Annotated in this window: 4 protein-coding genes; all 4 read right to left on the reverse strand. The window is 37.2% G+C overall.

Features of this window, described 5'->3' with window-relative positions:
• Positions 1 to 147: 147 nt before the first annotated feature.
• Positions 148 to 681, reverse strand: coding sequence for a PepSY domain-containing protein (locus BFA01S_RS21055; protein WP_066235533.1), 534 nt, complete (start codon positions 679 to 681; stop codon positions 148 to 150).
• Positions 682 to 919: 238 nt separating this feature from the next.
• Entirely contained in the window at positions 920 to 1,624 is a 705-nt protein-coding gene (locus BFA01S_RS21060) for a PepSY domain-containing protein (RefSeq protein ID WP_066235535.1), read from the reverse strand.
• A gap of 18 nt (positions 1,625 to 1,642) precedes the next feature.
• Complete coding sequence (locus tag BFA01S_RS21065; protein ID WP_066235537.1) at positions 1,643 to 3,010, reverse strand: sensor histidine kinase; 1,368 nt, start codon at positions 3,008 to 3,010, stop codon at positions 1,643 to 1,645.
• Positions 3,007 to 3,699 (reverse strand): response regulator transcription factor, encoded by a 693-nt coding sequence (locus BFA01S_RS21070; protein WP_066235538.1) that lies wholly within the window; start codon positions 3,697 to 3,699, stop codon positions 3,007 to 3,009. Before BFA01S_RS21070 ends, BFA01S_RS21065 begins: the two co-directional genes overlap by 4 nt.
• Positions 3,700 to 3,766 lie beyond the last annotated feature (67 nt).

Here is a 3,766-nt window from a genome sequence, read left to right on the forward strand (position 1 = left end):
TTACTGCCCGTTAAGGCTGGGATAAATCTTTAATAAGTTTTTAAAATATGAAAAGCCCCGTCATGAAATCTTAATGGATTCTCATAACGGGGTCTTTCAGGAGGATGTCTAAAAAGGGGTTTTTAGACATCCTCGTCTTTTTCTTGCTTAGTTATCAATTTCTAATACCTTTCCAGTAACCGCATCAATTGTAACGTCAACATCACCTTTATTTGTTCGCAATTCAATTTCATATTCGTATCTGCCGTCATCTTCATCAAGATTTGTTTCAATTACTTCTCCCTTAATCTCGCCCTGGGCAATTTTTACCGCTTTTTCTACTGTAATAATTGCTTGGTTAGATAAGTCTGCGCGAATATCATCGTCATCATCGTCGTTATCACGATTATCTTGTTTAAATTTCACGATTTCTCCTGTGTACGCATAGATATCAATATCATATTCTTTATTACCTTTATTCACGTCTACCTCATATACATTGTCATCTAATTCAATACTCTCAATTTCTCCTGCTACTTTTTCCAACGCTTTCGCCTTCGCTTCTTCTATACTAATTAATTGTTTCGATTGCACTGAAGTATTTACCTTTTCTGTTTTCTCTTGTGCATAACCGTGATTGATTAATCCAACTCCACCTAAAACAACTGTTACCGCAAGTGCACCGACCATTATTTTCTTCATCTTTATTTCCTCCTAAGCTCTATTTGTTTTACTATCTTTACTTTACACAGCTAAAATGAGAAAAAAGGAAAGAGAAGATTAAAAAATGATGAGAAATCTATTTTATTTTCTCATCATCTTTGGAAAGTGTTTATATATCTGTGAAATTTTAAATATGTCAGCTATCTTCTCGGGATATCAGCGAAATTTTAAATATAACGTATTTCTACTATTATATAGACCTTTATCCCTAATCCTTTTAATCTAGATCTTCTGCATTATCTTCCAATGTAACAGATTTTACTTCCCCGGTATAAGCATTGATCTGCACGACCATATCATCGCCATCTTCCGGTTCTATTTCCACGAGGTAATATGGTGTTCCGTCTGCATTGTCATGTAAGTCGATATCATCTATTTTTCCAGCTGCTTCAGTTGAAGCTATTGCAATAGCTTCCTGTTCCGTAATGATTGCCGCCCTTTTTTTCGTTGAATGAATAATTTCCCCTGTCACAGTATCTAACTGCAATGTTATTTTTTCATGATTTTTGTTCACAATTGCTTCATAATAAGATTTGTCTTTCTCCTTTATTAAGTCAATTGATTCCAATGTACCCTCCGAAGCAGCGATCTCTTTAGCCTCATCCTCTGTTAATTGCTTCGGTTGAAGCGGCTGCTCCTGAACCTTTTCTACAAGTTCCAAGGATATTACTTCTCCGCTTTTTGCATCTATTTGTAAGTGATACGTACCTTTATCACGTTTCATTTCTATTTCAAATTTATTATCAGCTTTCACCGTTTTAACAATTTCTCCCGGATATTTTTCTAATACTATCTTCACCACTTCTTCTTCTGTTAATGTTTCAGCAGAAGATGACGGCGCCCACCATTTAAAACTGATAGCAAGGAGAAGAATAACAATAAAACTGACTCCAGCAATCCATATCCATTTTTTATTATTCATCTGATCACCTCGTTCACATTATAACTTAGAAAAATGAGAACTCGATGAGAGCGGAAGAAAAAGAATAACTGTCGTCCCCTTCCCTTCCAAGCTGTCTATCTTAATTCTCACATTTATTGCGTCCGCAATTTCTTTCGCCATGGAAAGTCCTAAACCTGATCCCCCATGTTTTCTGCTCCTCGCTTTATCGACACGGTAAAAACGATCAAATATTTTCGGCAAATCTTCTTTCGGAATTCCGATTCCCCTGTCATCTATTTGAACATATGCCCTGTTTTCAATTTTTCCGACTGAAACAGTAATAGCTTCATCACTATACTTTCTGGCATTGTCTAAAAAAATATAGATGAGCTGCTTCAACTTTTGGGCATCTGTATAACATTCGATAGTCTCTGTACTTTTTAATTTCATTTCACGCCGGTAAGCATTTTGAAAAATAGGAGCCAATTCAGCTATAAACTGTGTAAGATTTATTTTTTCTATATCAATATTCCAGTTCTCATCATGTTTGGCGAGCTGAAGCAATTGTTCTGTCATCTCCCTCATTCGAATTGCTTCAGAATGAATAGCTTCTACTGATTCATGAAATAAATCTTCGCGTTCCAAGCCCCTTCTTTTTAAAAGATCAGCATAACTTTCTATAATTGTTAAAGGTGTCTTTAATTCATGTGAGGCATTCGATACGAATTGCTCCTGCTTTTTAAAGTTAGTTTGGAGCAGATCGATCATATGATTAAATGTTTTGCCCATTTCCACCAATTCATCCTTTGACTTTTCCTCTAGCGTAAGACGCTTAAATTGACCGCTTTTTTGAATCTCTCTCATCGTATCAGTCATCAGCCAAATTGGGCGGGTAATTAAATTACTTAATAAACGACTTGAAATAAGTACGGGAATCATCGCAATCACAGTAACAACAATGAAAACAATTTTTAACACGCCGAGCATATCCCTTGTTGATTCAATACTTTTTATCATCTGTAAATTTGCAACTGTGCCGTCCTTTAAAATAATCGGGCTTGAGATAAAGACATAGTCTTTTTTCTTATATGTAATAAGTTCATGCTTCTCACCCGGATAGAAAGTGCTCTCGCGTTTTTGTAATGATCTTTCTGAAGGAGAGGTCGTCACTTGTCTTCCCGCTTCTGTAACAATTCCGATCATACCATCAACTGGAACATAAGCACGAAGCAGTTCTCCTGGTGAAATTTGCTCAATCGTTTCTCTAATATCCCTCGCCGTTTTTTCCGATTCTGCCTTTGCACGGTCCAGCTCGTTTTCAACCATTAAATGACTGAAGACGCTGTAAATTGCTACGTTCATAATGATAAGTAAACTAATAAAGAGGACGCTCGTATACAGATTGATTTTATCACGCAGTCTCATTGTGCATCCTTTAAGACGTAGCCAACACCGCGAACTGTGTGGATAAGCGGATAATCATAGTTATAATCTACTTTCTTACGAACATAGCGAATATATACATCAACAACATTCGTATCACCAAAATAGTCATAACCCCAGACAGCCTCTAATATTTGATCCCTATTTAGTACTTGTCGCTGATTTTTTAATAAATAGAGAAGCAGATCATATTCTTTCGGTGTAAGCTCAAGCTCATCTTCTCCTCGAATCACTTCTCTCGTCTTCTCATTTATTTTCAAATCTCCAGCATAAAGCCACTCTTCTGCCGGATTTGCTGACGGAGCTGCCGTTCTTAAAACTGCTCGGATTCTCGCAAGCAGCTCTTCCATTTGAAACGGCTTTGTCACATAGTCATTTGCACCAAGATCAAGACCGGATACTTTATCCTCAACCGAATCTTTCGCAGTTAATAAAATAACCGGAGTAGCTCCATCCTTTCCGCGAATGCGGCGCAGCAGCTCGATCCCGCTCAGTCCCGGAAGCATCACATCAAGCAAAATCAAATCCCATTTCCTGGCCCGATAAGCTTCAAGTGCTTCTATCCCATCTGCCGCTTTTCCTACTTCATAGCCTTCATATTCTAATTCCAGTTCAAGCAACCTGAGGATTTTCTCTTCATCTTCCACAACTAAAATTGATTCTTTATCCATAATAAACTCCACCTTTTTTAAAATTTGGTGTGATAATTTATCCCAGCCTTAACGGGCAGTAGAACAC

It is taken from the genome of Metabacillus fastidiosus NBRC 101226, from assembly GCF_001591625.1.
GTDB lineage: Bacteria > Bacillota > Bacilli > Bacillales > Bacillaceae > Metabacillus > Metabacillus fastidiosus.

What these genes read in the sequence shown, in the direction of transcription:
- BFA01S_RS21060 (WP_066235535.1), bottom strand. Translation starts at nt 1,624, where the DNA reads ATGAATAATAAAAAATGGATATGGATTGCTGGAGTCAGTTTTATTGTT.
- BFA01S_RS21055 (WP_066235533.1), bottom strand. Translation starts at nt 681, where the DNA reads ATGAAGAAAATAATGGTCGGTGCACTTGCGGTAACAGTTGTTTTAGGT.
- BFA01S_RS21065 (WP_066235537.1), bottom strand. Translation starts at nt 3,010, where the DNA reads ATGAGACTGCGTGATAAAATCAATCTGTATACGAGCGTCCTCTTTATT.
- BFA01S_RS21070 (WP_066235538.1), bottom strand. Translation starts at nt 3,699, where the DNA reads ATGGATAAAGAATCAATTTTAGTTGTGGAAGATGAAGAGAAAATCCTC.